The following is a 24,053-nucleotide window of genomic DNA, read 5'->3' on the forward strand; positions in this document are numbered from 1 at the left end:
TTCACCGGCACCACCATCGCCCCGGACTTGTCGGCGATGAGGCCCGCCCCGTCGTAGACCTTCATCAGGCTGCCGGTGACGGTGAGCCGGCCCTCGGGGAAGATGATCAGCGTCTCGCCGCCCTTGACCACGTTGATGAGCCGGCGGGTCGCCATCGGCTTGGTGGGGTCGAGCGGCAGCGCCCGGGTCAGCCACAGGAAGGGCTTCACCCACCATCTCTGCGCGATGCCGTGGTCGATCGCGAAGGTGGGCTCGCGCTCGGTGAGCGTGAGGGCGATGCCGCCGTCGAGGAAGCTCACGTGGTTGAGGGCGATGATGGCGTTGGGGCCGGCCCTGTCGAGGTTCTCCAGACCCCGCACCTCCATGCGGTAGAAGGCGCGGAACAGGATCGACAGGAAGTCCCGGAAGGCGCTGGTGGGCAGCACGGCCAGGATCGCGACGCCGGCCGCGAGGTTGGCGAGCGCGACGACCACGAACAGCCCGGCGCCCGGTAGGCCCGCGCGCTGCAGGCCCGCGATGAGCGCCGCCCCCAGCACGATCAGGCCGGCCGAGAGCACGTTCGAGGCGGCGATCACCCGCGCGCGGCGCTCCTTGGGCGTCCAGGCCTGGAGGGCGGCGAAGGAGGGCACGATGAACAGGCCGGCGGCGGCGGCGAGCAGCGCGAAATCCGTGGCGATCCGCAGGCCGTGCAGGCTCGACAGGAAGGCGCCCGCCGACAGGGGCGCGGCGGGCGGTGCCGTCGTGGCGGCGCAATAGGCGAGGTCGAGGGAGACGAAGCCCATGACCAGCGCGGCGATCGGGGTGGGCAGGAGCACGATCCGCCCGGCGCAGAGCCAGGAGGCGAGGCCCGAGCCCACCGCCACGCCGACCGAGAACAGGGCGAGCATCGCGGTCACGACGCTCTCGTCGCCGCCGAAGCTGCCCTTCACCACCGCCGGCAGCAGCGCCAGGACCACCGCGCCGACGAGCCAGAACCAGCTCGTGATCAGGCCGGTGCGCCACAGGCGGGTGTCGGCGTAGAGGTCGCGCACGAGGCTCAGGGTCGAGCGCAGCACGTTGCGGTCGACGTAGAGGTCGGGCGCCGCCTCGCCGGTGGGCGGGATCAGCAGGCTCGCCGCCCAGCACAGCACCGCGAAGCCCACCACCAGGGCGCCGAACAAGGCCGCGCCGCCATGCGTGGCGGCAAGCCCCCCCGCGATGGTGCCGCCCAGGATGGCCAGGAAGGTCGCCGCCTCGATGAGGGCGTTGCCGGCGGGCAGTTCCGAGCGCGCCAGGTGATCGGGCAGGATGCCGTACTTGATCGGCCCGAACAGGGCCGCGATGGCCCCGAACATCACCAGCGCCGCGAACAGGATCGGCACGGAGGCGAGCCAGAAGCCCAGCACCGCCACGCAGGCGGCCGCGATCTCCGCCGCCTTGAGGCGGCGGGTGAGCCACGCCTTGTCGTGCCGGTCGGCAAGTTCGCCCCCGAGCCCCGAGAGGAGGAAGAACGGCGCGATGAACGCCGCCCCCGCGAGCGTGACCAGGGCGGCCGACCCGCCGTCGACGCCGCCGCCCGCCCCCCCGACCCCGAACAGGATCAGGAACACCAGCGCGTTCTTGAGGAAGTTGTCGTTGAAGGCGGAGAAGAACTGGCACCAGAACAGCGGCGCGAAGCGCCGGGTGGTCATCAGCGATCCGGACATGGTCTTCCTGACCCCTCGTCGGTGGCGGGACGCCGCGCAAGGCCGGCATCGGAATCGATGAGCCGGCACTCTAGCAGCTCAATCCTTGCTCATCTCCATCAGCAGGCGCTCGGCCCGGGCGTCCTCGATCCGGTTGACCATGCGCTTGCCCTCATGGACGTCGCGCACCGTCTTGACCAGGGTGACGCAGGACTGGACCAGCATGGTCACGCCCATGGCGAGGTAGCCCTTGATCCAGAGGTCGAGCGGCAGGAACAGGATGCCGCCGGCCACCATGGTGGCGGAGCCGATGAAGGAGGCGTACGTGAAGGCGACCCAGGCCGAGGTGTGCGTCTGGGCGGTCTGCGTGCTCATGGGATGAATCCTTTGGCTGGGGGGAGACGGGTGGGGCGGGGATCAGGCGGACGGGGTGCCGGCCTGCGCCGGGCCGGCGGCCTTGGCGCGCAGGCGCTCCAGCACGCCCGCGGCGCTGGGCTTGGTGCGCGGGCCGAAGCCGGCCGCTTCGAGCCGCTCGGCGACGCCGGCGGGCTCGGCCGCATCGATGACGGCGAGCGCCTCGACCGCCGCGGCCTCGCGCGCCTGCCGCTCGCGCAGCCGGCGCAGGGTCGCTTGCGCCTCCGCGAGCGCCGCGGCGGCGCCCGGGACGCCCTCGCCCCGGCGCGTCCGCAGGCGGCGCACCGCCTCGGCCGCCTCCGCAAGGCGCCGGCCCCGCTCCAGTTCGGCGAGCTGGCGCCCGCCCTCGCGCACGGTGCGCCGCAGGGCCTCGACCTCGGTCGAGAAGGCGGCGCGCGCCGTGCGCAGACCCTCGATCTCGGCCTCCAGCCCGGCGATCGCCTCCGCCGCCTCGGTGGCGAGATCCTCGCGCCCGCCGGCCAGCGCCGCCACGGCGCGCTGCTCCAGGTCGGCGAGCCGGCCGGCGAGCGCGGCCTCGCGCTTGGCGTCCGCGGCCTCCTCGGCCACCGCATGGGCGAGCGCCCGGCGGCTCTGATCGAGGGCGGCGGCGGCCTCGCGGATCTGCTGGTCGAGAAGCGGCAGGGCGTTCTGGTCGATGATGTCCTCGCAGGCGCGGGCGGCGGCGCCGCGGGCGAGGGTGGCGAAGATCTTGAGCATGGGATGGCTCCGACAATCGTGAACATCGTTCACGGCTGTACTGTCCCACAGCCTTGAACGATGTTCAAGCCGGATTTTGAACAGCGTTCACGACAGGAGTGCGCATGAGCACGGAGGAGCGCCGCGAGCAGTTGCGGGCCGCCCTGATCGACGCCGCCGAGGCGGCGATCGTGCAGGGGGGGCTCGGCGCCCTCAAGGCGCGCGACCTCGCCCGCGAGGTCGGCTGCGCGCTGGGGGCGATCTACACGGTCTTTCCCGACCTCGACGCCCTGATCCTGAGCGTGAACCTGCGCACGCTGCACCTGTTTGAGCGCGCCATCACGGCGGTCCGGACGGCGACCGCGGAGGGGGGTGGCGCGCCCGGCCCCGAGGCGGCCATCGGCGACCTCGTGCGCCTCGCCGTGAGCTACCAGCGCTTCGCCATCGAGAATCCGACGCGCTGGCGGGCGCTGTTCCAGCACCGCATGGCCGCGATGCCCCCCGACTGGTACATGCGCGAGCAGGTGCGGCTCTTCCGGCACATCGAGGCGCCGCTCGCGGTGCTGCGGCCGGACCTCGCCGGAGCGGAGCGGGCGCTGCTCGCCCGCACGCTGTTCTCGGCGACGCACGGCATCGTCAGCCTCGGGCTCGACGAGAAGCTGATGACCTTGAGCGAACCGGTGCTGCGGGGCCAGATCGAGACCGCCGTGACGGCGCTCGGGCGCGGCCTGACCGCGAACGCCGCGACCCATTCCGAGGAGACCCCATGAGCCACCACCCCGAGAGCGCGCCGAGCCCCGCCACCGCGCCGCCCGTCACCATCCCGATGCTGCAGGCGTGGCGCGCGGAGGGCCGGCGCATCGTCATGGTGACCGCCTACGACGCCGCGATGGCGCGGCTGGTCGATCCGCTGGTGGACGTGATCCTGGTGGGCGACAGCGTCGGCAACGTGTGCCTGGGCTTCGACACCACGCTGCCGGTCAGCATGGCGATGATGAACCACCACGTGGAGGCGGTGGCGCGCTCGCGCCCCCGGGCGCTCCTCGTCGCCGACATGCCGTTCCTGAGCTTCCACCTCGACCTGCCCGACACGATCCGCAACGCGGGCGGCCTCCTGCAGCGCGGCGCGGCGGCGGTGAAGCTCGAAGGCGGTGCCGCCCGGGTGCCCGCCGTGAGGGCGCTGGTGGAGTGCGAGATCCCGGTGATGGGCCATCTCGGCCTGACGCCCCAGAGCGTGAACGCCATGGGCGGGTTCAAGGTGCAGGGCCGCGCGGTCGAGGCGGCGCGCCGCCTCCTCGACGACGCCAAGCGCCTGGAGGATGCGGGCTGCTTCTCGCTGGTGCTGGAGGGCATCCCGGCCGAACTCGGGGGCCGGATCACCCAGGCGCTCGGCATCCCCACCATCGGCATCGGGGCGGGGCCGGATTGCTCCGGGCAGGTTTTGGTGCTGCACGACCTCCTGGGCCTGCTGCCGGGCCGCAAGGCGAAGTTCGTGCGCACCTACGTGGATGGCTACGGGCTGCTGCAGGCCGGGCTCTCCGCCTACGCGGAGGACGTGCGCGCCGGCCGCTTCCCGGGGCCGGCCGAATCCTACGCGCTGCCGGAGGCGGTGCGGGCGGCGCTGGACTGATCGCGTCTCGGCTTGATCGAAGCGGAGAGGGTATCGGCAAGCCCGCGCGGTGGCGCCCAAGGCTCCACACGACGGAGCGAAGCCCGCATCCGCCATCCCGAAGGGATCAAGCGGATGTGGGATGAGTCGCCTACTGCGCGGCGGCCTGCGCGGTGTCGCCCGCCGTGCCGCCGCGGTCGAAGCGGGTCGCCTCGATGATGTTGGTGCCCAGCATCGTGCGCACCGCGATGCGCAGCGGCAGCAGCACCCGCGCGCCCTCGACGGGCGCGAGCCACACCGACATGTCGGTGTTGTCCTCCATGAACTTCACCCCCGGCCGGTCGGGGCGGTGGCCGGCGATCGGCCGGTAGCGGGCGTTGCAGACGAGGACCGGGCCGGCATAGCCCGGCTTCTCGACCTGCCGGGTCTCGCCGTAGCTGAGGACGACGTCGAAGCGGGTTGCGCCGTCGAAGACCGGGATCACCCGGTTGCAGTTCTCCGGGTCCGTCAGACTGCCGCGGCCCTGTGCGGGCATCAGCAGCGCGCTCACCGGATCGATGATGCCGCGCTTGCTGGCCTCGTTCACCGGGATGCGCTCGGGATCGACCAGCAGCGGCGGGGCGATCTCGGAGGCGACGACGTTGCCGCGGGCGAGCGCCATGCGCACGGTGATCGAGGCGCTCGACGAGTGGGAGGAGATCGCGAAGGTGCCCGGCTGGGGCCGGCCCGTCGGCCCGACCTGGCCGCTCGACCGGCCCGAGCCGTAGCCGCCGGTGATCGCCCCGGCGAGCCCGGTGAGCCGGGCGCTGACGTCCATCCGGTAGCGCGCGCCTTCGAGCGACCCCACCACCTTGGCGGTGCCGATCGGCACGCCCGCCAGGATGATCCCGTAATCGACCGCCACGTTGGCGGAGGCGCCGCCCCGCGCCCGCGCGGCCGCGGCCGGGTCCGCCTGCCCCGCCGCCAGCAGCAGGCCCGAGGCGAGGAAGGCCGGAAGGAGGGACGTCGCACGCATGGGGGAGCACAGCCGTTCTGGGTGAGGGCGCCCGGCGGCGCCGCCCGCTTGAATCGCGCCGCATCGTGACGAGTTTAAGGTTAACGGTTCGTCTCCCGCCGCGGGCGAGGCCCGTGTTGCGGCGGGGACGCACGGGCTCTGGCTTGACGAAGCGAGGTCTCTCGCCTAGAGGCGTGGGCCTTCCAGGCTTTCGCGCGGTCGGGTCCCTGCCGCGGTCGCTTCTCAAGCGCCCGGCGTGAGCGTGGCCCGTCCGTGGACGATCAGATTTGAAGGGTTGAAGACCATGTCGCGCCGCTGCGAACTCACCGGCAAGGCCGTGCTCACCGGCCACTTGGTGAGCCATTCGAACCGCAAGACCAAGCGTCGGTTCCTGCCGAACCTGTGCAACGTCACGCTTCTGTCGGACACGCTCGGCCGCTCGGTGCGCCTGCGCATCTCGGCCAACGCGCTGCGCTCGGTGGAGCATCGCGGCGGGCTCGACGCCTTCCTGGTGAAGGCCGGCGAGACGGACCTGTCGCAGAACGCGCGCCTCCTGAAGCGCGAAATCGAGAAGAAGCTCGCCGAGGCGGCCTGAGCCGCCCGTCGACCGTCGGTGTCGCGAAGAAGCCGCCGCCCGGATGGGCGGCGGCTTCTTCGCGTTCTCCGGGCGCCCTTCCCGGCCCGTGTGACCCGGATCACGGTTCCGCCCGCGACCCGTGGCAGGCGGGACGGTTCGCGACCCCGCGCGAGGGGCACGCAGAACAGGCGCACCCGGACGCAGGACGAGACCCTCCGGGGCTGGCGGGAGGACGGCACCATCCGGGCCGCGGCGATGGCACCCTAGCGGGCGGGCAGGGCCACGACACGCTCGATGCGGGCGACGTGCTGTTCCGAGGCCCGACACCGCGCACGGGCGCCGGATCCGACCGTTCGCCGGATGCCCGGTCCGGCCATCGACCGGCGTCGCCGGTCCCGCCCGGGATCGAGTGCGACGCGTCAGGGCGCCGCCTTGAACTCCCCTGCGAGGCGCAGGGTCACCTCGTCGCCGACGGCCGGCAGGAAGGCGCTGATGCCGAACTCCGAGCGCCGGATCAGTGCCCGCCCGTCGAAGCCGACCGTGTAGACCTTGTCGACCGGGTTCGTGCCGGCTTGGTTGAAGGTGACGTCGAGGACGACCGGCTTCGTCACGCCCTTGAGGGTCAGCTCCCCGAGGACCCGCGCGGTGGTCGGGCCGGTGGGCTCCACGCCGGTGCTGGCGAAGGTGGCGACGGGGAAGCGCTCGGCGTCGAAGAAGTCGGGGCCGCGCACGTGCCGGTTGAACGCCGGGTTGAGCCCGTCGACGCTGGCGGTGCCGATCCGCGCCGTGAGCCGGCTCTGGGCCGGGGTCTTGGGATCGAGGCTGAGGTCCGCCGCCACGTCGGTGATCTGGCCGTAATAGGTCGAGAAGCCGAGATGGCTCACCGACCACGTGATCTTGCCGTGGGCGGGGTCGAGCACGTAGCGGCCGGGCCGCACCTGGGAGGGGTCGGCCGAGGGAGCCACGGGCTCCTGGGCCGCCGCCGTCAGGGCTGCGGCGAGGATGAGCCACGCCGACAGGCACGCGCGCTTCATGTGGTCACCTTGTGGCTGGGATCCGGGTCGTCGATATGGCTCCGATCAGATCCCACGAACCACGGCGCCGCTCAAGGATGGGCGCCCGGCACGGACCTCACATGATCGGCAAGCTGAAGGGAATCGTCGATTCCTACGGCGAGGACTTCGTCATTCTCGACGTGCACGGCGTCGGCTACGTGGTGCATTGCTCGGCGCGCACGCTGCAGCGGCTCCCGCCCGTCGGCGAGGCGGCGGATCTCGCCATCGAGACCCATGTCCGCGAGGACATGATCCGGCTCTACGGCTTCCGCTCGGATGCGGAGCGCGAGTGGTTCCGCCTGCTCCAGACCGTGCAGGGGGTGGGCACCCGGGTCGCGCTCGGCGTGCTCTCGGTGCTGGAACCCGGAGATCTCGCCACCGCCATCGCCACCGGCGACAAGGGCTCGGTCGCCCGTGCGCCCGGGGTCGGCCCCCGGCTCGCCGCCCGCCTCGTCGCGGAACTCAAGGACAAGGCCCCGGCCTTCGCGCCGGTGGATCCCGCCCTCATCCGCCTCACCGGGGCGGTCGAGGAGCGCACCGCGCCCCAGCCCGTCGCCGACGCGATCTCCGCCCTCGTCAATCTCGGCTATCCGCAGATCCAGGCCTCCGCGGCCGTGGCGGCGGCGCTCCAGGGGGCGGGGGAGGGAGCCGAGGCCAAGACCCTCATCCGGCTCGGCCTGCGGGAATTGGCGCGCTGAGCGCCCGGCCGGGATCGGCCCGCGGGGGACGCGCGACGCACGGGGGCCCCGTCAGGGGCGCGCCGGCGCGATGACGAAGCGGTCGCGGGGCTGGGCCGGGATGCGGCCGAGATCGATCCGCAGGTCCTGGTCGGGCACCGCGTAGGCCATCTCCCGGACCAGCAGCGGCACCACGGCCTTCATCTGCGCCAAGGTGATCCATTCGCCCGGGCAGCGATGCCCGGTCTCGTGCGCGCCGCCGCCCTGCGGGATGAGCGTGTTGGGATCGCCCGACCACGCCCGGAAGCGCTCGGGCCGGAACCGCTCCGGCGCCTCCCACAGGCGCGGGTCGCGGTTGGTGCCGTAGAGGTCCATCAGCACCCAGTCGTTGCGTGCGAAGCGATGGCCCTGGAACTCGAACGGCGCGAGGACGCGCCCGCCGATGAAGGGGATGAACGGGTAGAAGCGGCGCACCTCGTGGACGAAGTGGGTCAGATCCGCCTCGTCCCCCGCGCGCAGGGTCTCCCTCGTCTCGGGGTGGAGATGCAGCGCGTGGGCCGCGAAGACGAGGTAGCGGGCATTGGCCACGGTTGGGCGCAGCACGTTGATGAGTTCCACCCCCGCCACCGTCAGGTCGAGGGGCCGCCCCTCCGGATCGCGGTGATGCGCGATGACGTGGACCGCGCTGCCCGGCGGCGCCTCGCGCCGCCCCTCCCGGACGTGGGCGATCGCCTCGCGCGCCCAGCGCTCGGTGCGGGCGCGCAGCCGGTGGCCGCGCCAGTTGCGCGGGCCGACCGAGCCGGTGCCGTCGATCATCGCCAGGAACTCGCGCGCCCGCGCCTCCGCCTCCGCCGCGGTGAGCGGCAGGCCGGCCCACTCGCAGACCGCGGCCGTGAGGGGGACGTGGGCCTCGTCGAGCAGCACCACCCGCTCCTGCGCGGCCCAGGCCCGCGCCCGCGCCCGCCAGTGCCGGGCCGTCGCCTCCGCGAGCCGCTCCAGGGCGGCTGGCGCCATCAGGGAGAGGAACATCGCCTTGCGCCAGCGATGGGCCTCTCCGTCGAGCACCATCACGCTGCCCTGGTCCTGGATCAGCGCGAAGGAGGCGCGCGGCAGGGCGTGCCGGCGGGTGAAGCGGTCGGGCTCGTAGAACCGGGCTGCGGCCTCCGCCCCGGTCATGCAGATCGCCCGGGTGAGCATCAGCCGGGTCGCGAACAGGTCGGAGCCGTAGGCGCGGCAGCGGCCGGGGATGAAGGCGTAGCCCTCGCGCAGCAGCGCCAGGGTGCTGTCGGGCGCGCGATCGCGCGGGATGCCCTCGCGGTGCCGCGGCCGCGGCACAGCCGCACCGTCCGGCTGCGCCGGGTCGGCGAAGCTCAGGGCCCCGCGGATCGCACCGGCCGGGTCCGGCCGCGCGGAGGGTCGGTCGCCGCCTCGCGGCGGAGGGCGCGGGGATGCGCGCGCCGGATCGCCTGCCTCGAACGTCATGCTCGCACCTCCTGCGGCTCAACAGGAGGAGGCCGGTCGCGTTCCGGCCGGACGTCGGGATGACCGGCCGGCCCGCCGCGCGCCGGCTCAGCCGGGCTGGCCCTCGCAGGTGATGGCGTCGCAGGCGGCCACGGCCGCCACCATCCGGGCCAGCGCCCGGCCGCCCGGATGCCCGAGCACGCCGGTGGTGCCCACGACGTAGGGCGGGGTGGCCGCCAGCCCGAGATTTGCGGAAAGCCGCATCTGCGTGGCGAGCGCCTCGCCTATCTCGGGCGAATCGGCCTCCGCCTCGATCGCCGCGCGCGGGTGTCCGAGGGCCTGCGCGGCGTCGAGGGCGCGCGGGCCGTCGATGGCCCCGGGCGCGCCGAGGAGCCTGGCGTAGAGCGCGTAGCCCGCCGCCGATCCGGCCCGGCGCTGCACCGCGAGGTGCACCTTGGCGGCCTGGGCCGAGCGGGGCGAGAGGATCGGGTTGTGGACGAGGCCGACGCGCAGATCCGGCGTCGCGGCGACGAGTGCCGCGATGTCGTGCGCCGCCTTCCGGCACCAGGGGCAGTTGTAGTCGTAGAACTCGTGCAGCGTGACGCCGGCCTCGCGGGTGCCGATCCAGGTCACGCCGCGCAGGCCCGCGATCTCGGAGGTCAGCTCCCCGGGCAGGCGCGTGTTCGGCACGGGCCGGCCGTCGTCGCCGGTGATCGCGTGCCACTGGCCCTCCGCCTGCGCCAGGGCGGCCGCGGGCCACGCCGCGAGGAGGCCGGCCAGAAGCGTGCGGCGGGAGAGGCACGCCGGCCCGCCCCGCAGCGGGCCGCCCGCAGGATCACCACGCCGCATCGGTCCCTCCCGCAACATCGCGGGCCGCACGCGGTCCGCCGCGCTCCGATAAGCTCGGCCATTGGGGCTGGATGAAGGCCGTCCGGCGTCGGGTTCGGGGCGTCAGAACAGCGCGACGTCGCCCACCATCTGGCTGCGGGCGAACCAGGGCGTCTGCTGCCCCTGCGTCGCCGACCAGACCCGGGCCTTCACGCCGCGATGAAGCTCGCTGAGTTCGATCACGCCGTTCCGGTTGAGGTCGTGCCGGTCGCGCTCGGTCGTGATGACGTCGATGATGGCGCGGGTGAACACCCCGCCCGAGGCGAGTTCCCGCGCCTCCTCGCGGCCCTTGGAGGCCGAGAAGATCATGATCCGCGAGGGCATCCCGGCCAGGATGGCCGAGGCGGAGGCATCGTTGGTGGCGAGGAAGCCGGTGCCGGCCGCGCCGCTGTGGCAGGTGTCGAGGAAGATCGCCACGCGCCCCTTCGCCCGGCTGAGGATCGGGACGAGGTCGTCCCAGGGCAGGGCGGTCGCCGCAATCGCGTCGGTGCGCAGGCCGGAGGTCGCCAGGAACAGCCGCCCCGCCTCGTCGCGCACCCCGTGCCCGGCGAAGAACAGGATGACCGTCTCGTCCGCCGCGGCCGCGTCGATCGCGGCGGCGAGCGCCTGCCTGAGCGCCTCCGGCGAGGCCTCGTGGTCGCGCAGCAGCACCGGCCGCGCCGCCAGGGCCAGGCCGGCGGCCGGCGAGTCCAGCGCCGCCGCGAAGGCCTCGGCGTCGCGGGCCGCCATCGTGAGCGGCGGCACCCGCTGGTCGTCGTAGCGGTCGACGCCCGCCGCGAGGACGCGGGCGCGCCGCCGCCCGCCCGGCCCGACGTCGCGCCCGACGGGCGCGCTCGCCAGCCCGGTCTCGTCGACGGCGAGCAGGCTCACCCAGCGGGTGCCCGGAAGGGGCGCGAACGTCGCCTCGATGGTCCCGCCGGATGCCGGATAGGGCTCCTGGCGGGTCAGCAGGCCGTCCTCGTAGACCTGGATCGTGCGCACCGGCGCCGAGCCCTCGGCCCGTGCGGTGAGGCGCACCTCGTCCCCGGCGCGGGCGATTGTCGCCGCGAGCGAGGGCGGGACGGCGAGGCTGCCCGCCGGCGGCGGGGGCCGTCCGGACAGCACCGAGGCCACGAGGCCCGGAACCCGCAGCTGCGCGGCGAACTGCGCCAGCGCGTGCTCGCCGCGCTGGCCAGGGAAGCGCAGCCGCACCATCTCCGCGCCCTCCGCGGTGGCGTCGAAGCGGCCGTCCGGGGCCGCCGCCACCACCTCGTCGTCGACGATGCGCCCGGCCAGCACCTGGGCGCCGCCCGCGAGGCGGTAGACGAAGAACGTGCCGTCCTGGTTGATCTGCACCGCGTGATCCCGGGAGGCCGTCAGCAGGATGCGGCGCAGCTGCGGCCCGCGCGAAAGGTCGAAGCGCTTGGCCACCACCGCCTCCGTCTGCAGGTCGTAGACCGCGAAGGCCTGACCCTGGCGGGAGGTCAGGACGAGGTAGCGTTCCCCGTGCAGTTCGGCGTTGTCGAGGCAGGAATCCACCGTGTAGGCGCAGCTCGGGGCGCCGACCTCGGTGTCGTTGCGCAGCAATCGGCGCGCGTTCCTGTCCGTGAACTCGGCGACGCGTTTCCTCGTGGAATCGAACACGTAGAGGTTCGGTCTGTTGAACGCGGCGTTGCCCTCGGTGCAGCCGCGCCAAGCGAGCCAGACGATGCGGCCACCGATCGTCCAGCGGCGGGCCACGTTGAGGTTGCTGTTGAACCGGCCGGGCTGCTCCGGCTCGCAGGACAGCCCGTCGAGATACTCGAAGGTGCCTCGCGCGGCCGGCACCTCGGCGGCGATGCTGGCCGCGACGCGCAGCGCCTGCGGCTTGGGCAGTTCCTTCTGGTAGCCGGATTCGAACCTGCCGACCGTGCGCTCGGGCGCCGCCACCGGCAGGAAGGCGAAGCCGAACTCGGCGAGGCGCCGCGCGAAGCGGTCGACCGCCGTCCGGCCGGTCTCCGCCTGGGCCGGGAGGCCGCGCCACGCCGCCCGGTTCATGCCGGTTGCGGTGGCCGCTTCCGTCTCGGCCAGGATCCGGATCGGCGGGGCCTTGCGGGGCGCCGCGAGGAACCGTGCCAGCGCCTTCTGGGCCGGGCTCCGCTCCTCGGGGGCGGGCAGCCCCAGATGCGTGAAGACGAGCGGGCCGCGGGTCTCCCAGACCTTCGGCAGCGCGAAGGGCCGGAAGCCCGAGGCCGCCCGCGCGATGCGCGCGGCCTGCTCGCGGGCGGCCGGGACCTTGTCGAGGTCGAGGAGCGTGCCGCTGTAGAGGTTCGCGCCCGTCAGGCTGTCGATGATGACGCCGAGCGGCCCGGCGAACGCCGCGAGGTTGTTCTCGAGGTCGATCCGGTAGGCCCCGTCGTCGACCCCGCCGCCGCTGCGTGGGCCGAGATGCGTGCCGCCGTAGCCCGGTCCCCCGGGATTGAGGGCGTTGACGACGCTGAGCGTGCCCCATTGCGAGCCGGCACCGGCGATGAAGCTGTCGGCGTTGTCCCAGGCGACGGCATCGGTCCCGCCCAACGTGAACACGCGTGTGCCGTCGACGGCGTCGAGCACCGCGATGCCGTTCTGCTCCTCGGCGGCGACGAAGCGGCCGGTGGGCGAGAAGCGCGGCGCGGTGCCGGCGCGCTCGGCGATCTCGGCGCCGTTGACCGCATCCACGAGGCGGTAACGTCCGTCATGGACTTCGAGGAGGCGCGCGCCGTCGGCCGAGACGAAGCGGTCCGAGGGCGTGCCGCGATCGACGGGATCGCCGATCACCAGGGCTGGCCGCCCGCCTGGACGCGCCTGGATCGCCACGGTGCGCGCCGCGCCCGGTCCGGCGCTCTCGCGGCAGCCGTCGTGACCCACCACGTCCCAGTGCAGCATCGCGGCGCCCGGCGCCAGGATGGTGACGTCGAAGGCGCCCTGGCGCGCCGCGCTCTCGCCGAACAGCGGGATCACCGCCCGCGTCATTCCGGAGAAGCGCTGGAACCGGAACGCCGCCTCGGCGCCGGGGGTCAGCCCGTACAGGCCCTGGCCCGAGAAGCGCACGGGCCTGTCGGTGGCGACCACGAGGAAGACCGCCGCTCGCGGGGCCGGGCCGGAGCGGGACCAGCGGACCGTGACCGGTGCGCCGACATGGGTCGCGGCCGTCTCCACGCCGACCCGCGCGCCCTGCCGCAACTCCGCGATCGCCGCCCGCGTCGGCTCGCACTCCGCAGCCCGGGCTTGGCCTCCCAGGACCTGGCCTCCCAGCATCTGACTTCCGAGGATCGCAGCCGCAATCCGTCCCAGGATCGTTCGTGACATCGCGGGCCTTCGGGCGGCTTGTGACTAAGCGACAACTTAGACGAAATTCTGTGAAATTCCAAATGTACTGAAGGATACATTGCGTGATGAACGGATCGTCGGTCGCGCCGATACGAGTATGATGCCATCGGCGGCAGGATCATCGTCCCGCCCGCGTTGTCTTGCGGTCAGCGCCGGACCGTCCTGTGGTTGGCTCGCAACAGGACAGCGCCGTGATGCGAAGAACGCGTCGCGCGAACGACGTTGCCTTGCAGAGTTGAAGGTGGACGTCTTAGCATGACCATGCTGTGCGAACTCGCAAAGATTGCGAGCCGGCCGCGGCGAAACAGATCATGCGAACCGGCCGTCCGGTCGACATAAGAAACTCAGGGGCAGGACAACGCGATGTGCAGGAGCTGGACCGCAATCGGCACGGTGGCGGCCTCTCTCATGACCGCCACGGTGGCCCAGGCCGCCTCGGTGACGCGGCCGGGCGAGCAGGTCGGCCTCTCGGGAGGCTATCCCCTGCCCGAGGGCGTGGTGATCGCGGTCGACACCTTCTCGGTCGGCCGGGCCGACCGACCGAACGCCTCGGACGTGATCGGCAACATCCCGTTCCTGGTCTGGGCCTCGCCCTACAAGATCCTGGGCGCGCGCATCCAGCCCATCGTGTCCCAGCCCACCGGGTTCATCCATACCCGCAACCCCGCGCCGCTTCCGGACCGGAACGTCAGCTTCCTCTACAATCCCTTCATCGGCAGCGTCTTCGCCTGGGATCTCGGCCGCGGCTTCGGCGTCTCCTACCTGCTCGGCGCCTACCTGCCGTTCGGCGACCGCGGTTCGCTCGGCCTGGGCTTCGCCGGCACGCCGATCGCGCCCCAGATCGCCTCGGCCACCATCCGCCAGAGCTTCACGGCCACCTATGTCGGGGACGGCAGCTACAACATCACGGCGGCGCTGACCTACGGGCTCACCGCGGATCCGCGCGCCCGCTTCGGCGGCCTCGTCGGCCAGGCGCTCGGCCCGCAGGCGCAGGCGGATTCGCTCAACCTCGACCTGACGATGGTCAAGAAGTTCGGCAAGTTCGAGATCGGCCCCATCGCCTACATGTCGACGGATCTGCCGGTGAACCGCGGTGACCCGCTCTACCGCACCTACCAGCGCGCCGGGCAGATCGCGGTGGGCGGCCTCGTCGGCTACAATTTCGGCCGGTTCAGCCTCCAGGCCTACGTCGCGCGCGACGTCGTCGCCCGGGACACCCTCACCCGGGCCGGCCTGCGGCAGCGGAACGAGGAGACCCGCGGCTGGTTCCGCCTCATCCTGCCCCTCTATGCGCCTGGTGCCGGCCAGGCCGTGGCCCCGCCGCCCGGGCCGCTGGTGACGAAATCCTGAGGCGCGCCCCGGTCAGCGCAAGCCCGGCGGGCGCTCGCCCGTCGCCCAGGCCAGCGCCTGCTCCAGCCTGTCGTTGCCCCAGAACAGCTCGCCGTCCTCCGTCAGGAAAGTCGGCGCCCCGAAGATGCCGCGCGACTTCGCCTCCTCGCCCACCACCCGCAGCCGGCTCTTGTGCGGCTCGCTCGTCGCCGCCTTGACGATGGCCGGCCCGTCGAGGCCGAGCCGGTTGAGGAGCGCGGCCACGCTGCCGGGCTCGGCGATCGATTCGCCGCGGGCGAACTGCGCCTCGTAGACCGCCCGCGTGAAGGCGCCGATCCAGGGCTGGTCGGCCCCGAAGGCCGCCGCGCGCGCTGCCGCGAGGCTGTTCTGGGGGAAGTCGGGCGGGCGCTGCACCGGCGGCAGGCCGAGCCGCGCGGCCTCGCGGGCCATGTCGCGCCACATGTGGCGGCCCTTGGCCGGGTAGAGGTTGAAGGGCGAGCTGGTCCAGCCCTGGCTGGCGAAGATCGGCCCGAGCAGGAAGGGCCGCCAGCGCACGCCCACGCCCGCGGCCTCCGCCAGCCCCTCGATGCGCATTGCCGCGAGATAGGAGTAGGTCGACGCGAACTCGAACCAGAATTCGAGGGTGGGCTGGCGCGCCATGCGGTGCACTCCTGAGGGCATGCCGTCAGCTTCGCGGCTCGCCCCCGATGCCACAAGCGCTCATCCGGGCGTCGCTTCGCCACGGGAACCTTCGCGGGACGGCCCTGTTGCGCGCGGCCCGGCTCGGCTGATAAGCCGCCGGCTTCCCTCATCCGCCCTCGCACAAGGCCCCGCCCCCATGTCCCCCGCACCCTTGTCCGACCAGACCCAGAAGCGCGTGCAGAAGGTCGTGCTCGCCTATTCGGGCGGCCTCGACACCTCGATCATCCTCAAGTGGCTCCAGACCACCTACGGCTGCGAGGTGGTCACCTTCACGGCCGATCTCGGCCAGGGCGAGGAGCTGGAGCCGGCGCGGCGCAAGGCGGAGCTGCTCGGCATCAAGCCGGAGAACATCTTCATCGAGGACCTGCGCGAGGAGTTCGTCCGCGACTACGTCTTCCCGATGTTCCGCGCCAACGCCCAGTACGAGGGCGTCTATCTGCTCGGCACCTCCATCGCCCGGCCGCTGATCGCCAAGAAGCAGATCGAGATCGCCGAGAAGGTCGGGGCGGACGCGGTCTCCCACGGCGCCACCGGCAAGGGCAACGATCAGGTCCGGTTCGAACTCGGCTACTACGCGCTCAAGCCCGACGTCACCGTGATCGCCCCCTGGCGCGAATGGGATTTCCGCAGCCGCGAAGCGCTGATCGCCTTCGCCGAGCAGCACCAGATCCCGATCGCGAAGGACAAGCGCGGCGAGGCGCCGTTCTCGGTGGACGCCAACCTCCTGCACGCCTCCTCCGAGGGCAAGGTGCTGGAGGATCCGGCCGAGGACGTGCCGGACTACGTCTATTCCCGCACCCTCTCCCCCGAGGAGGCGCCCGACACGCCTACCGTCATCACGATCGGGTTCGAGCGCGGCGACGCGGTGTCGATCGACGGCGAGCGCCTCTCGCCCGCGACCCTGCTCGCCAGGCTCAACGATCTCGGCCGCGCCAACGGCATCGGCCGCCTCGACCTCGTCGAGAACCGCTTCGTCGGCATGAAGAGCCGCGGCATGTACGAGACCCCCGGCGGCACCATCCTGCTGCCGGCCCACCGGGCGATCGAGTCGATCACGCTCGATCGCGGCGCGGCCCACCTCAAGGACGAGCTGATGCCGCGCTACGCCGAGCTGATCTACAACGGCTTCTGGTTCTCGCCGGAGCGCGAGATGCTCCAGGCGCTCATCGACAGGAGCCAGGAGATGGTCACCGGCACGGTGCGGCTGAAGCTCTACAAGGGCGGCGTGCACGTGATCGGCCGCGAGAGCCCGAATTCCCTCTACGATCAGGACCTCGTCACCTTCGAGGAGGGCGCCGTGGCCTACGACCACCGCGACGCGGCGGGCTTCATCAAGCTCAACGCCCTGCGGCTGCGCACGCTCGGCCAGCGCCGGCGCAAGCTCGGGGCTTGATGGTCCTTTCGCGCCTGCATTAGGCTGTTGCCGAGGTCTTCCCGATCCGCCGGTTCTCTCCGAGGGCCGGCGGACGTCGTTTCCGGGCGCCCCGCGAGGTTCGGATCATGCTGACGCGGGTCGAGATCGACGGCTTCAAGAGCTTCGAGGGTCTTGGCCTCGACCTGCATCCGTTCACGGTCATCGCCGGCCCGAACGCCTCGGGGAAGTCGAACTTCTTCGACGCGCTTCGACTGCTGTCGCGCCTTGCCGCCGTGGATGTGCCCGACGCCGTCCGCGGCATGCGGGGCGATCCGAGCGAGATGTTCCGGTGCCGGCCGGACGGCCAGCCGGTGGATGCCATCCGCTTCGCCGTAGAGGTGCTGCTCGACGGCGAGATCGAGGATGCGTTCGGGCAGCGCAAGTCTCTCACCTATACCCGCCTGCGCTACGAGTTGGAGATCGAACGGCGCTCGGACGCGAGCGGAGGGCCGGAGCGCCTGTTCGTGCGCCACGAGCAGGCTGCCACGATCCGGCGCTCCGATGATCGCTGGATCCGGCAGCCGGGTCTGTCCCGCGACTTTGCAAAGCTGCGTGCGAAGTACGCGACCGGAGGCCAGCGAAGCCCGTTCCTGCAGACGCTGAACGACCAGTTCCAGGTCAACCAGGACGGCGTCCAGGGCCGTCCGCGCCCGTTTCCCGTACCGAAGGGACAGGCCACCGCGACCGTGCTGTCGAAGATCACGACGGCGACCGAGTTCCCGCACCTGTTCGCGCTCCGCCAGGAGCTCGAGAGCATGACCTTCCTGCAACTGGAATCGGCGGCCGCTCGGGAGCCGAGCGACGCGCTCGCTCCCGACGATCTGCTGGCGGACGGCTCCAATCTCGCGAAGGTCCTGGCGCGGATCGAGGCTGACACGAGGTCGCCGGAGCGCCCCTCCGGCGACCTCGCGCTGATCCGCGCCGCCCTCGCGAGTCTCATTCCCGGCGTGGGCGACCTGCACGTCGAGCGCGACAGCGCCTATGGCCGGTATCGTCTTTTCGTCACGATGCGAGACGGAAGCCGGTTCAGCTCGCGTGTCCTCTCGGACGGCACCCTTCGGGCGCTCGCTCTGCTCACGTTCCTCAACGATCCCCGTCGCAAGAGCGTCCTGCTGTTCGAGGAACCCGAGAACGGCATCCACGAGAACCGGCTCAAGCGGCTCGTCGGCTTGCTGCGCGAGGCCTGCACGTCCGTGCGGGAGGCCGAGGAGGGCCGCCTTTTTCAGGTGATCCTGAACACGCATTCGCCGATTGTCCTGAGGGAGACGCATGACGATGAGATCGTGGTGGTCGACGTGGTCTCCCGGGTCGATCCGGTGCATGGGCCGACGCGGCGCACCCGCATGCGCACCGGCGTTTCGACAGACCAACTGCCCCTCGACGATCGCGAGCATGCCCTGAGCCGTGAGGAAGTCGAACGCATCCTGCAGCGTGGCGACCAGGACGCGGCGTGATGTGGCTCGTGGTCGGGCTGTTCTGCGAGGGGCCGACTGACGGCCGTTTCCTTCCCACCATCATCCACCGGACGCTGCTCGCGATCCTCGTGGAGCAATCCGCCTTCGACGTGGAGCTGCAGGAACAAATTATCCCGTATGCCGAGAAGTCGAACGAAGAGCGCGCACAGGCGATTTGCCGCGAGCGCGCCAGCGTCGACCTGTTCGTCGTTCATGCCGATGCGAGCCGCCTGCAGAGCGAGCGGGTGCAGGACACGATCGTTGGACAGATCCAGGCCACCGCAAGCGCGGCCTGCGGCGTGCGGCCGGAGCGCATCATCCCGCTTCTGCCCATCCGCGAGATGGAGGCGTGGGTTCTTGCCGACCCCGACGCGATCGCGCGGGCGCTGGGCTACGACGCCGGATGGCCCGAGCGGGTCGAGAGAGGCTGGCAGCCGGAGCGCGCCGAGGCCGAGCCGGATCCCAAGCGCACGCTCGACGCGGCAATCCGGAGCCTCGCCGGGGGGCGTCGAGGCCGCCGGAGCCCGGGGGCCGAGGCCTACTTCGACCGCATCGCGGACGAAGTAGGGCTCTCCTGCCTCGGCCGCCTCGCATCCTATCAGCGCTTCAGGACCGATCTGCAGAGAGGGTTCACCAGTCTTCGCCGGCCGCCCTCACTTGATCCCCACGGCCGCCGGGTCGGCGGATAGGAACAGCACCCGCAGGTCGTCGTCGGGGGCGTAGTCGGTCGCCTCCCACCGGAAGGTGGTGGGGCCCGTCTTCGTCACGCCCTTGCGGCAGAAGCTCACCAGCGTCTCGGGGCGGCCCTTGTCGACCGTGAGCGTGAAGCGGCCGATCCGGCCGGCCCAGTTCCTGGCCGTGGTGACGATGTAGGGAACCACCGCCGCATAGACGAGCTTGTCCGGCGTCCTCATCCGCTCGGAGAGTCGCTTGACCCCGCGCAGGCCCGCCTCGTCGAGGCAGTAGCGGGCGCGGTACTCGCGGCTGCCGGCCTCCCGCATGTCGAGCAGGTGGAACCCCTTCACGGGCACGTAGGCGTGCGACACCGCGAGGTCGCGGCCGGGCGGAAAGACCTGCTCCCAGTGGAACTTGGCATCGAGGCGCCAGAGGGCGCCGTCCGGCCCGTCCGCCTCCGGCAGGAGCCCGTCGGCGATCAGCGCCCGGCGGGTCTCGGGCGCGAGGGCCTTCACGGCCTTCTCCAACTCGTCGCGGCGCAGCGGATTGAGCGGCAGCCGGTGCCGCTTCAGGACCTCCGTCACCTCCCGCTCGCCCAGGTAGGCGCGCTCCTCGAGGTCCGGCCGGATCTCGGCCCCGTCCACCGTCACGGTGAAGCCGACGAAGTTCGCCCGGTCCTCGAAGGGGAGCGAGAGGGGCGAGAAGCTCAGCGTCGCGCCGTCGACCGCCGGCAGCGGGAAGGCGACGCGCACGCGCTTGGGCTGTGCCGCGCGGTTGCGGAAGACGTAGTCGACCGCGATGCGGTCGAGGCCGACGCGCAGGTCCTCGGACAGGAGCGCGATGTCGGCGTCGCGGACCAGCACCAGGCCGCCCGCGTCCAGCTCCGCCGCGCTGTCGTTGGCCCGGACGGCTCCGGCGACGAGGAGCGCGGCGACGGCCAGGGCCGAGGCGCGGGCGAGGACGGCGCCGCGGCGCCGCCCGGCGGACGAATGGAACACGCGCGAACCCGTCTCAGGCTGCGCTCTCGTCGTCGATGTCGACGAGGAACAGGATATCCACGTCCTCGTCCTCCTCGTCCGACGTGTCCTGCGAATCGGCGGCCGGGGTGCCGGCATCGTCCGGCTCGTCGTCGAACTCGTCGTCCTCCGCCATCGCGTCGTCGAAGGTCTCCGTCTCCTGTTCGGTCGAGGGCCGCAGCTTGAGATGCGCGGCCTCGCCGGACCAGAGCGGGCGCCCGTCGCTCGTCATGGTGCGCAGGTCGTCCTTGAAGCCCTCGACCTCGAGAAGCTCCCGGGCGCGCGCCTCGGTCGACCGGATGATGGCGACCGGGGTTCCGTCGATCTCGAGCGTGTACATGCTGGCCTCCTGGCGTCGCGCCGTGCGCGGCGGCCCCCGTGGGGGAGCGCGCCCCTCTTGAGGGAGAAAGGTCGCCGCGCCAACCCCGTTCCGGCGCGTCAGGGCCGCACGCACTCCGTCAGCGGGCCGATTCCGGCCATGCGGCTCTGGACGCGGGCGGCGCGGGCGCGCAACTGGCGCGAGGGCCGGCCCGGATCGAAGGCGGCGGGATTGGGCAGGGCGGCGGCGAGCAGGGCCGCCTCGCCGCGGGTGAGGTCGCGCGCGGCCTTGCCGAACCAGTGGCGCGCCGCGGCTTCCGCCCCGAACAGCCCGTCGCCCCACTCGGCCACGTTGAGGTAGATCTCGAGCGTCCGCCGCTTGCCCCAGACCGCATCGACGCCGAGCGCGAGCGGGATCTCCAGCGCCTTGCGCAGGTAGGAGCGGCCCGGCCACAGGAAGACGTTCTTGACCGTCTGCATGGTGATGGTCGAGGCCCCGCGCGTGGGGCCGTCCTCGTCGCCCATGACCTTGCGCAGGGCGTCCCAATCCACCCCGGCGTGGCGGCAGAAGAGCTGGTCCTCGGAGGCGATCACCGCCTGGACCAGGGTGGGCGCGATGCCCGGGAGGTCCATCGCGTCGCGTTCCACGGGGCGCAGGGTGAGCCAACGGCCGAGCATCAGGGTTGAGGGCGGTGTCACCGCGCGATAGACGAGCGCCAGGATCAGCACGAGGACGACCGCCATGACGGGGAGGAGGAGGAGGGCGCGCAACACGCGCACGAACCGCCCGGCCCGCCGCGGGGGTGCCGCGGGCGGCGCCCGGTCCTCCTCGCTCTGCGCCGGGGCGTGCAGATCGTGAATCCGTCCCTCCCTCGTCCCGCCCGAGCGGACCACCTCCACAGGCCTCCCCCATGACGTCACTGCAGGCTGAGTCGGCCGCTTCGCCCGGCCGTCCCCACGCTCCTTCGATCCTTCCTTCGCATGCCGGCACGGCCGGCGGCTATCCGGACGGCGCGGATTTCCCCGCCCGGCTCACCGCGGTGGCGGATGCCGTGGAGGCGTTCCTGGCCGACCGCCTCGGCGACGGCGTGGGCGAGGGCGAGATCGCCCGTCCGCCGCGGCTGATGCAGGCGATGCGGCACGCCGTGCTCGGCGGCGGCAAGCGCCTGCGGCCCTTCCTGACCATCGAGACCGCGCGCCTGCTCGGCGGACCCTTCGCGGGGGCGCTCGCGGCCGGCAGCGGCGTCGAGCTCGTCCACTGCTACTCGCTCGTCCACGACGATCTGCCGGCGATGGACGACGACGACCTGCGCCGGGGCAAGCCCACCGTCCACAAGGCGTTCGACGAGGCGACCGCGATCCTGGTCGGCGACGCGCTCCTGACCCTCGCCTTCGAGATCCAGGCCGATCCCGCTTGGCAGGCCGATCCCGGGGTGCGGGCCGACCTCGTGCTGCGCACGGCGCGCGCGGCCGGCCTCGGCGGCATGGTCGGCGGCCAGCTCCTCGACCTCGGGGCGGAGGGGCGCTTCGGCCCGGCCAACCTCGACGTCGACGCGACGCTCCAGCTCCAGGCGATGAAGACCGGGGCGCTGCTCGCGGTCTCGGTGGAGGCCGGCGCGATCGTCGGCGGCGCGACCGCGCCGGAGCGCGCCGCGCTCCTCGCCTACGGCCGGGCGCTCGGCCAAGCCTTCCAGGTCGCCGACGACATCCTCGACCGCGAGGCCTCCGCGGAGGCGATGGGCAAGCGCACCGGCAAGGACAAGGCGGCCGGAAAGGCGACGCTGGTCGACCGGCTCGGCCTCGACGGCGCCCGCGCCGAGTGCGAGCGCCTCGTCGGTGTCTGCGAGGCGGCGCTGGCCCCCTGGGGCGCCGCCGCCGAGACCCTGCGCGAGGCCGCCCGCTTCACGGTCGCCCGCAAGACGTGAGGCGCGGCCCTTCGGGCCGCCGCGAACAGCGAACAGGGAGTGGCGAAGAGGGGGCCTTGAGGGTCGGTCCGACCGGATGCACCCCGCTATTCGCCATTCGCCCCACACCCCATTCCCCCAACCGGACGCCCCGCCATGACCACGTACAAGCTTCTCCTCCTTCCCGGCGACGGCATCGGCCCCGAGGTGGCGCGCGAGGTCGAGAAGGTGGTGGCGTGGTTCACCCGCAGCGGACTCGCCGCCTTCGAGACCGAGACCGACCTCGTCGGCGGCGCGGCGATCGACGCGCACGGCGTGCCGCTCACCGAGGCGGCGCTCGACCGGGCCAAGGCGGCGGACGCGGTGCTGTTCGGGGCGGTGGGCGGCCCGAAATGGGCGACCGTGCCGTACACCAAGCGCCCCGAGGCGGGTCTTCTGCGCCTGCGCAAGGATCTCGGCCTGTTCGCCAACCTGCGGCCGGCGATCTGCTACCCGGCGCTCGCCGACGCCTCGGCGCTCAAGCGCGAGCTCGTCGAGGGGCTCGACATCGTCATCGTGCGCGAGCTGACCGGCGGGGTCTATTTCGGCGAGCCGAAGGAGATCGTCACCCTGGAGGACGGCACCAAGCGGGCCGTCGACACGCAGGTCTACACGGCGGGCGAGATCGAGCGCATCGCCGCGGTCGCCTTCGACCTCGCACGCAAGCGCCGCAACAAGGTCGCCTCGGCCGAGAAGCACAACGTCATGAAGACCGGCGTCCTGTGGAAGGAGGTCGTCACCCGCGTCCATGCCGAGCGGTACCGCGACGTGGAGCTGGAGCACGTGCTGGCCGACAACTGCGCCATGCAGCTCGTGCGCAACCCCAAGCAATACGACGTGCTCGTCACCGACAACCTGTTCGGCGATATCCTGTCGGACGTGGCGGCGATGCTCACGGGCTCGCTCGGCATGCTGCCCTCCGCCTCCCTCGGGGCGGTGGAGAACGGCACGCGGCGCGCCCTCTACGAGCCGGTGCACGGCTCGGCCCCCGACATCGCCGGCCAGGGCCTCGCCAACCCGATCGCGATGATCGGCTCGCTGGCGATGGCGCTGCGCTATTCGTTCGGTCTCCTCGACGCCGCCGATCTCCTGGAAGGCGCGATCACCCGCACGCTTGCGGCAGGCCTGCGCACGCGCGACATCGCGGGTCCGGGCGCCAACGCGGTCGGTACGGCCGAGATGGGCGATGCGATCGTGCGGGAGCTGCAGGCGAAGGCCGGTTAGGTCGCCGCGCGGGAGCGTCGCGCGGCCGGCATCGTCCGGGTGCCGCCCGCGGCGCGACCGCGAACCGGCAGGGTCTCTGTCGGCACGGGCGGCTGATGCCACCGAAAACGAGAACGGGCTCCGACAGGAGCCCGTTCGCTGTCCGGTTGAGCGCGTCGGCTCAGTAGCAATTGCCGGTGCGCACCATCTGCGAGGTCGGATCGAGGCAGTCGATGCCCGACAGGTCGAGGGTGACGGCGGTGCGGCGGGCGCCGATGAACGCGGTGTTGGTGATCGGGTCGGGCAGGATGCCCGCGCCGCCCCAGCGCTCGCGGTTGGCGATATAGGGCGGCGAGTTCAGGTAGGAGGCGGTGATGAAGTGGGGGTTGGTGGCCGGGTTGGACACCGCGCCCGAATTGGGTTCCACCACGTTGCCGGCGTCGAGCCAGCTGCGCGGACGCACCCGGATGGCGATGCCCTGGCCGCCCCGGTAGCTGCGGATCACGTACCCGTCCTGCGCCTGGGCGACGCTGACGCCCGCGCCGAGCGCCGAGAGGGAGAGAAGCCCGATGAGGGCCGACGTCGAGAAGCGCATGACGGTACCTGTGGTTAGCGAGCCTCTAGCCTAGCGCCGATC

The 24,053-nt window shown here is 72.4% G+C and carries 23 protein-coding genes; 10 read left to right on the forward strand and 13 right to left on the reverse strand.

Annotated elements, in window-relative coordinates:
* The 3 genes from MFF61_RS28960 to MFF61_RS28970 form a co-directional block, all read right to left on the reverse strand.
* On the reverse strand, positions 1-1,685 hold a 1,685-nt coding region (locus MFF61_RS28960; RefSeq protein ID WP_238241149.1), incomplete at its 3' end, for an MFS transporter.
* Between the two features lie 78 nt (positions 1,686-1,763).
* Positions 1,764-2,039 (reverse strand): YiaA/YiaB family inner membrane protein, encoded by a 276-nt coding sequence (locus MFF61_RS28965; protein ID WP_238241150.1) that lies wholly within the window; start codon positions 2,037-2,039, stop codon positions 1,764-1,766.
* A 42-nt stretch (positions 2,040-2,081) separates the two neighbouring features.
* A complete protein-coding gene (locus MFF61_RS28970; protein WP_238241151.1) occupies positions 2,082-2,795 on the reverse strand; it encodes a PspA/IM30 family protein in 714 nt (237 codons plus the stop codon).
* A 104-nt stretch (positions 2,796-2,899) separates the two neighbouring features.
* Between MFF61_RS28970 and MFF61_RS28975 the strand changes: the two genes are divergently transcribed.
* The gene (locus MFF61_RS28975) at positions 2,900-3,544 is read left to right on the forward strand and encodes a TetR/AcrR family transcriptional regulator (protein WP_238241152.1); all 645 of its coding nucleotides are present in this window, start codon (positions 2,900-2,902) and stop codon (positions 3,542-3,544) included.
* On the forward strand, positions 3,541-4,404 hold the full coding sequence (gene panB, locus MFF61_RS28980; RefSeq protein WP_238241153.1) for a 3-methyl-2-oxobutanoate hydroxymethyltransferase: 864 nt from the start codon (positions 3,541-3,543) through the stop codon (positions 4,402-4,404). The genes MFF61_RS28975 and panB overlap by 4 nt, the downstream gene beginning before the upstream one ends.
* 130 nt (positions 4,405-4,534) lie before the next feature.
* Here panB and MFF61_RS28985 read toward each other — a convergent pair whose 3' ends face one another.
* Entirely contained in the window at positions 4,535-5,398 is an 864-nt protein-coding gene (locus MFF61_RS28985; RefSeq protein ID WP_238241154.1) for a DUF3108 domain-containing protein, read from the reverse strand.
* 283 nt (positions 5,399-5,681) lie between these two features.
* Here MFF61_RS28985 and rpmB point away from each other — a divergent pair, with 283 nt between their 5' ends.
* Positions 5,682-5,972 carry a 50S ribosomal protein L28 gene (rpmB, locus tag MFF61_RS28990; protein ID WP_238241155.1) on the forward strand — a complete coding sequence of 97 codons (291 nt, stop codon included), beginning with the start codon at positions 5,682-5,684 and terminating at the stop codon, positions 5,970-5,972.
* A 401-nt stretch (positions 5,973-6,373) separates the two neighbouring features.
* On the opposite strand, the gene MFF61_RS28995 is transcribed toward rpmB, so the two are convergent.
* Positions 6,374-6,988, reverse strand: a complete 615-nt coding sequence (locus MFF61_RS28995) for a YceI family protein (RefSeq protein ID WP_238241156.1) — start codon at positions 6,986-6,988, stop codon at positions 6,374-6,376.
* Positions 6,989-7,089: 101 nt separating this feature from the next.
* On the opposite strand from MFF61_RS28995, the gene ruvA reads away from it, so the two are divergent.
* Positions 7,090-7,707 carry a Holliday junction branch migration protein RuvA gene (gene ruvA, locus MFF61_RS29000; RefSeq protein WP_238241157.1) on the forward strand — a complete coding sequence of 206 codons (618 nt, stop codon included), beginning with the start codon at positions 7,090-7,092 and terminating at the stop codon, positions 7,705-7,707.
* A 51-nt stretch (positions 7,708-7,758) separates the two neighbouring features.
* Here ruvA and MFF61_RS29005 read toward each other — a convergent pair whose 3' ends face one another.
* The 3 genes from MFF61_RS29005 to MFF61_RS29015 all read right to left on the reverse strand — a co-directional run bounded on the left by MFF61_RS29005 (position 7,759) and on the right by MFF61_RS29015 (position 13,290).
* Positions 7,759-9,168 (reverse strand): cytochrome P450, encoded by a 1,410-nt coding sequence (locus MFF61_RS29005; protein ID WP_238241158.1) that lies wholly within the window; start codon positions 9,166-9,168, stop codon positions 7,759-7,761.
* A gap of 87 nt (positions 9,169-9,255) precedes the next feature.
* Positions 9,256-9,996 carry a DsbA family protein gene (locus MFF61_RS29010; RefSeq protein WP_238241159.1) on the reverse strand — a complete coding sequence of 247 codons (741 nt, stop codon included), beginning with the start codon at positions 9,994-9,996 and terminating at the stop codon, positions 9,256-9,258.
* A gap of 102 nt (positions 9,997-10,098) precedes the next feature.
* Entirely contained in the window at positions 10,099-13,290 is a 3,192-nt protein-coding gene (locus tag MFF61_RS29015; RefSeq protein WP_238241160.1) for a caspase family protein, read from the reverse strand.
* A gap of 435 nt (positions 13,291-13,725) precedes the next feature.
* Here MFF61_RS29015 and MFF61_RS29020 point away from each other — a divergent pair, with 435 nt between their 5' ends.
* Positions 13,726-14,712, forward strand: a complete 987-nt coding sequence (locus tag MFF61_RS29020) for a transporter (protein WP_238241161.1) — start codon at positions 13,726-13,728, stop codon at positions 14,710-14,712.
* Between the two features lie 12 nt (positions 14,713-14,724).
* Here the strand turns inward: MFF61_RS29020 and MFF61_RS29025 are convergent, their stop codons facing one another.
* A complete protein-coding gene (locus MFF61_RS29025) occupies positions 14,725-15,351 on the reverse strand; it encodes a 2-hydroxychromene-2-carboxylate isomerase (RefSeq protein ID WP_238241162.1) in 627 nt (208 codons plus the stop codon).
* Between the two features lie 178 nt (positions 15,352-15,529).
* On the opposite strand from MFF61_RS29025, the gene MFF61_RS29030 reads away from it, so the two are divergent.
* From MFF61_RS29030 to MFF61_RS29040, 3 genes are all read left to right on the forward strand, one after another.
* Entirely contained in the window at positions 15,530-16,786 is a 1,257-nt protein-coding gene (locus tag MFF61_RS29030; RefSeq protein ID WP_238241163.1) for an argininosuccinate synthase, read from the forward strand.
* A 107-nt stretch (positions 16,787-16,893) separates the two neighbouring features.
* Positions 16,894-18,261: an AAA family ATPase gene (locus MFF61_RS29035; protein ID WP_238241164.1), complete on the forward strand. Its 1,368-nt coding sequence runs from the start codon at positions 16,894-16,896 to the stop codon at positions 18,259-18,261.
* An 8-nt stretch (positions 18,262-18,269) separates the two neighbouring features.
* Positions 18,270-18,950 (forward strand): DUF4276 family protein, encoded by a 681-nt coding sequence (locus MFF61_RS29040; protein ID WP_238241165.1) that lies wholly within the window; start codon positions 18,270-18,272, stop codon positions 18,948-18,950.
* Here the strand turns inward: MFF61_RS29040 and MFF61_RS29045 are convergent.
* The 3 genes from MFF61_RS29045 to mtgA all read right to left on the reverse strand — a co-directional run bounded on the left by MFF61_RS29045 (position 18,915) and on the right by mtgA (position 21,164).
* Complete coding sequence (locus MFF61_RS29045) at positions 18,915-19,934, reverse strand: DUF4424 family protein (protein WP_238241166.1); 1,020 nt, start codon at positions 19,932-19,934, stop codon at positions 18,915-18,917. The two genes, MFF61_RS29040 and MFF61_RS29045, sit on opposite strands and share 36 nt — an antisense overlap.
* Positions 19,935-19,947: 13 nt before the next feature.
* The gene (locus MFF61_RS29050; protein ID WP_238241167.1) at positions 19,948-20,292 is read right to left on the reverse strand and encodes a hypothetical protein; all 345 of its coding nucleotides are present in this window, start codon (positions 20,290-20,292) and stop codon (positions 19,948-19,950) included.
* A 98-nt stretch (positions 20,293-20,390) separates the two neighbouring features.
* Positions 20,391-21,164: a monofunctional biosynthetic peptidoglycan transglycosylase gene (gene mtgA, locus MFF61_RS29055; RefSeq protein WP_373324813.1), complete on the reverse strand. Its 774-nt coding sequence runs from the start codon at positions 21,162-21,164 to the stop codon at positions 20,391-20,393.
* A 17-nt stretch (positions 21,165-21,181) separates the two neighbouring features.
* Between mtgA and MFF61_RS29060 the strand changes: the two genes are divergently transcribed.
* Both MFF61_RS29060 and leuB read left to right on the forward strand, forming a co-directional pair.
* The gene (locus tag MFF61_RS29060; protein WP_238241168.1) at positions 21,182-22,195 is read left to right on the forward strand and encodes a polyprenyl synthetase family protein; all 1,014 of its coding nucleotides are present in this window, start codon (positions 21,182-21,184) and stop codon (positions 22,193-22,195) included.
* Between the two features lie 135 nt (positions 22,196-22,330).
* On the forward strand, positions 22,331-23,437 hold the full coding sequence (gene leuB / locus MFF61_RS29065; protein ID WP_238241169.1) for a 3-isopropylmalate dehydrogenase: 1,107 nt from the start codon (positions 22,331-22,333) through the stop codon (positions 23,435-23,437).
* 160 nt (positions 23,438-23,597) lie between these two features.
* Here the strand turns inward: leuB and MFF61_RS29070 are convergent, their stop codons facing one another.
* Positions 23,598-24,011 (reverse strand): hypothetical protein, encoded by a 414-nt coding sequence (locus MFF61_RS29070; protein ID WP_238241170.1) that lies wholly within the window; start codon positions 24,009-24,011, stop codon positions 23,598-23,600.
* Positions 24,012-24,053 lie beyond the last annotated feature (42 nt).

Origin of the sequence: Methylobacterium isbiliense (assembly GCF_022179325.1) — a bacterium.
GTDB classification, from domain to species: domain Bacteria; phylum Pseudomonadota; class Alphaproteobacteria; order Rhizobiales; family Beijerinckiaceae; genus Methylobacterium; species Methylobacterium isbiliense.